The organism is Citrobacter sp. Cpo142, from assembly GCF_030332425.1.
Taxonomy (GTDB): Bacteria; Pseudomonadota; Gammaproteobacteria; order Enterobacterales; family Enterobacteriaceae; genus Citrobacter; species Citrobacter portucalensis.
On sequence record NZ_JAOWHW010000099.1, the window covers coordinates 1 to 4,267 of the forward strand.

The following is a 4,267-nucleotide window of genomic DNA, read 5'->3' on the forward strand; positions in this document are numbered from 1 at the left end:
CTTTAATCTGCTCAACAAGATAGTGATAATGCTGTTGTAATTTCAGCAGTAACTGGCTGAGATAAAGAGGCAAACTACTGTCCTCAAGAAGGGTACTCAGTCGACTAATAACGGCAGCACCTCGCGGAACGCTGATACCAAATTCCAGCAGAAAAGCATGCATCTGATTAGTTGTTTTCACCTTATCCTGAACCAGGGATTCACGGACACGATGCAGAGCTCGCATTGCCTGCTGAGATTCGGTTCTGGGCTGCACGAAACGCATAGATGGACGTGATGCTGCTTCACAGATAGCTTCAGCATCAACGAAGTCATTTTTGTTGCTTTTAACGAATGGGCGGACAAATTGCGGTGATATCAGCTTTGGAAAATGCCCTAACTCTTCCAGCTTGCGTGCCATAAAGTGAGAACCGCCACAGGCTTCCATCGCGATGGTTGTTGCCGGGCATGTCGCCAGAAATTCGATTAGCTTTGGTCGGGTGAATTTTTTACGGTAAACGGCCTTCCCACGATGATCCTGACAATGAATATGGAAAGAGTTCTTACCCAGATCGATACCAATAAGCGCAATGTTTTCCATGATGGTTCTCCGAATGAAAGCCTGTCCTCAGCATAGTACTGGGAAGGAGGGAGTGACCATCTCATTAAATAAAGCACGCTAAGCCGGTTGCAGCGGTCGTAGCGGCCTGAACTTGCCCGCGCCGATCTTGGCGCTGCTGCGCCAGAGGTAATCGCCGGTGAGGTTGATGTGCTCCCAACCGAGCGGCGACAGGTACTGCAACAGCGCGTCATCAACGGCATGGCCGTTGCCACGCAGCGCGTGCGCAGCCCGTTCCAGATAGACCGTGTTCCACAACACGACGGCAGCCGTTACCAGATTGAGGCCGCTAGCCCGGTAGCGCTGCTGCTCGAAACTGCGGTCGCGGATTTCACCCAGGCGGTTGAAAAACACTGCCCTGGCCAGCGCATTGCGCGCCTCGCCCTTGTTCAGGCCGGCATGCACGCGGCGGCGCAGTTCCACGCTTTGCAGCCAGTCCAGGATGAACAGCGTGCGCTCGATGCGGCCCAGCTCGCGGAGCGCCACGGCCAGGCCGTTCTGGCGTGGGTAGCTGCCGAGCTTTCGGAGCATCAGGGAGGCCGTCACCGTGCCCTGCTTGATCGAGGTGGCCAGCCGCAGGATTTCGTCCCAATGGGCGCGGACGTGCTTGATGTTGAGCGTGCCGCCGATCATGGGTTTCAGCGCGTCATAGGCGGCGTCGCCCTTCGGGATGTAGAGCTTGGTGTCGCCCAGGTCGCGGATGCGCGGCGCGAAGCGGAAGCCCAGGAGGTGCATCAGGGCGAAGACGTGATCGGTGAAGCCCGCCGTGTCGGTGTAATGCTCCTCGATCCGCAAGTCGGACTCGTGGTACAGCAGGCCGTCGAGCACGTAGGTCGAATCGCGCACGCCGACGTTCACGACCTTGGTGTGAAATGGCGCGTACTGGTCAGAAATGTGGGTGTAGAACGTCCGCCCTGGGCTGCTCCCGTATTTCGGGTTGATGTGGCCGGTGCTCTCGGCCTTGCTGCCGGTGCGGAAGTTCTGGCCGTCCGACGATGAGGTGGTGCCGTCGCCCCAGTGCTCGGCGAAGGGATGGCGGAACTGTGCGTTGACCAGATCGGCCAGCGCCGCCCCGTAGGTTTCGTCGCGGATGTGCCAGGCTTGCAGCCAAGCCAGCTTGGCGTAGGTCGTGCCGGGGCAAGACTCCGCCATCTTGGTCAGGCCCAGGTTGATCGCGTCGGCGAGGATCGTGGTCAGCAACAGGTTCTTGTCTTTGGCCGGGTCGCCCGATTTCAGATGCGCGAAATGCCGAGTGAAGCCCGTCCATTCGTCCACCTCCAGCAGCAGTTCGGTGATCTTGACGTGCGGCAGGATCATTGCCGTCTGGTCGATCAGCGCTTGGGCGGTGTCGGGTACCGCCGCGTCGAGCGGCGTGATCTTCAAGCCTGACTCGGTGATGATGGCGTCCGGCAGCTCGTTGGCCGTCGCCATACGGTTGACGGTGGCAAGCTGTGTTTCCAGCAGCGTCAGCCGGTCGTTCAGGTACCGGTTGCAGTCGGTGGCCACGGCCAGCGGCAATTCGCTGGCCTGCTTGAGGCTGGCGAATTTCGCGGGCGGCACCAGGTAGTCCTCGAAGTCCTTGAACTGGCGCGACCCCTGCACCCAGATGTCGCCGGAACGCAACGCGTTCTTCATCTCCGACAGCGCGCACAGTTCGTAGTAGCGCCGGTCGATGCCGGTGTCGGTCATGACCAGCTTCTGCCAGCGCGGCTTGATGAACTCGGTCGGCGCGTCGGCGGGCACCTTGCGGGCGTTGTCGCTGTTCATGCCGCGCAGCACCTCGATGGCGTCGAGCACGTCCTTCGCGGCGGGAGCGGCCCGCAGCTTGAGCACGGCAAGGAATTCCGGCGCGTAGCGGCGCAGCGTGGCGTAGCTTTCGCCGATGCGGTGCAGGAAATCGAAGTCCTCGGGCTGCGCAAGCTTCTGCGCTTCGGTGACGCTCTCGGCGAAGGCATCCCAGGACATGACGGCCTCGATGGCGGCGAACGGATCGCGGCCCGCCTGCTTGGCCTCGATCAGCGCCTGGCCGATGCGGCCGAACAGCCGCACCTTGGCGTTGATCGCCTTGCCGGACGCCTGGAATTGCTGCTGATGCTTGTTCTTGGCGGCGTTGAACAGCTTGCCCAGGATGCGGTCGTGCAGGTCGATGATTTCGTCGGTGACGGTGGCCATGCCCTCGATGGCAAGCGCCACCAGGGTGGCATAGCGTCGCTGCGCCTCGAACTTGGCCAGGTCGGCGGGCGTCATCTGGCCACCCTCACGGGCGATCTTGAGCAGGCGGTTCTGGTGCACCGACCGCTCGATGCCAGAAGGCAGGTCGAGCGCCTGCCACGCTTTGAGGCGTTCGATGTGTTCCAGCATGTGCCGCGAATTCGGTTTGACGGGCGATTGGCGCAGCCAGGCCAGCCAGGTCGTTTTGCCGTTGTCCCGACGCTTGAGCAGATCGTCGAGGCGGCGGCGATGCGCGTCCGACAGCGGTTCGGCCAAGGCATCGTAGATGCGCCGGTTGGCGCGGGTGATTGCTTCGGCGCTCGCCCGCTCGACGGCGTTGAGGGCAGGCAGAATGACCGACTGCTGCCGCAGGTGCTCGATCAAGGTGCTGGCCAGCACGATGCCCTTGTCGGTCTGCAAGGCCATCTCGGTCAGCAACTGGACGGCCTGCCGGTAGTGGCCCATGGTAAAGGGCTGGAAGCCGAACACCGTTTGCAGTTCGACCAGGTGCTCGCGCCGGGTCTGCTCCCGCTGCCCGTATTCGTCCCAGCTTTCGACGCTGACCTTGAGCTGGTCGGCGACCAGTTTCAACAAGGGCGGAAACGGCGGCTCATCGACGCCCAGGATGACACCAGGAAAGCGCAGGTAACAGAGCTGCACGGCGAAGCCCAGCCGGTTGGCCGGGCCGCGCCGCTGCCGGATGATGGAGAGGTCGGTTTCGCTGAACGTGTAGTGACGGATCAACTCATCCTTGGTGTCCGGCAACGCCAGCAGGCTTTCGCGCTCGGCGGCGGACAGGATTGAACGACGTGGCATATTTACTGATCCGTTCTCAAGTATTGATACAGGGTTTCGCGACTGATTCCGAATTCACGAGCCAGCTTGGTCTTTTGCTCGCCAGCCTCGACACGTTGGCGCAGTTCGGCAATACGCTCAGACGACAGGGATTTCTTCCTGCCACGGTAGGCCCCGCGCTGCTTGGCGAGCGCGATGCCCTCGCGCTGCCGCTCGCGGATCAAGGCGCGTTCGAACTCGGCGAACGCGCCCATTACCGACAGCATCAGGTTCGCCATCGGCGAGTCCTCGCCGGTGAAGGTCAAATGCTCCTTAAGGAACTCGATGCGTACGCCGCGCTGGGTGAGGCCCTGCACCAGGCGGCGCAGGTCGTCGAGGTTGCGCGCCAGACGATCCATGCTGTGCACCACGACCGTGTCGCCTTCGCGCACGAAGGCGAGCAGCCGTTCCAGTTCGGGCCGCCGTGTGTCCTTGCCCGACGCCTTGTCGGTGAACACTTTATCCACCTGGATCTGTTCGAGCTGCCGTTCTGGGTTCTGGTCGAAGCTGCTGACGCGGACGTAACCGATGCGCTGACCGTGCAAGGGGCACTGTTGCAAAGTTAGCGATGAGGCAGCCTTTTGTCTTATTCAAAGGCCTTACATTTCAAAAACTCTGCTTACC

Annotated in this window: 2 protein-coding genes and 1 pseudogene; all 3 read right to left on the reverse strand. The window is 61.3% G+C overall.

Translation table 11 applies throughout. The annotated features are described in order from the left end of the window. Positions 1–580: pseudogene (locus OGY18_RS05905) on the reverse strand (IS110-like element IS4321 family transposase); the annotation flags it as partial. A gap of 78 nt (positions 581–658) precedes the next feature. Continuing rightward, positions 659–3,625, reverse strand: coding sequence for a Tn3 family transposase (locus OGY18_RS05910; protein ID WP_001138070.1), 2,967 nt, complete (start codon positions 3,623–3,625; stop codon positions 659–661). Between the two features lie 2 nt (positions 3,626–3,627). Beyond that, entirely contained in the window at positions 3,628–4,188 is a 561-nt protein-coding gene (locus OGY18_RS05915) for a recombinase family protein (protein WP_003124096.1), read from the reverse strand. Between the last annotated feature and the right edge of the window lie 79 nt (positions 4,189–4,267).

What these genes read in the sequence shown, in the direction of transcription:
- OGY18_RS05910 (WP_001138070.1), bottom strand. Translation starts at nt 3,625, where the DNA reads ATGCCACGTCGTTCAATCCTGTCCGCCGCCGAGCGCGAAAGCCTGCTG.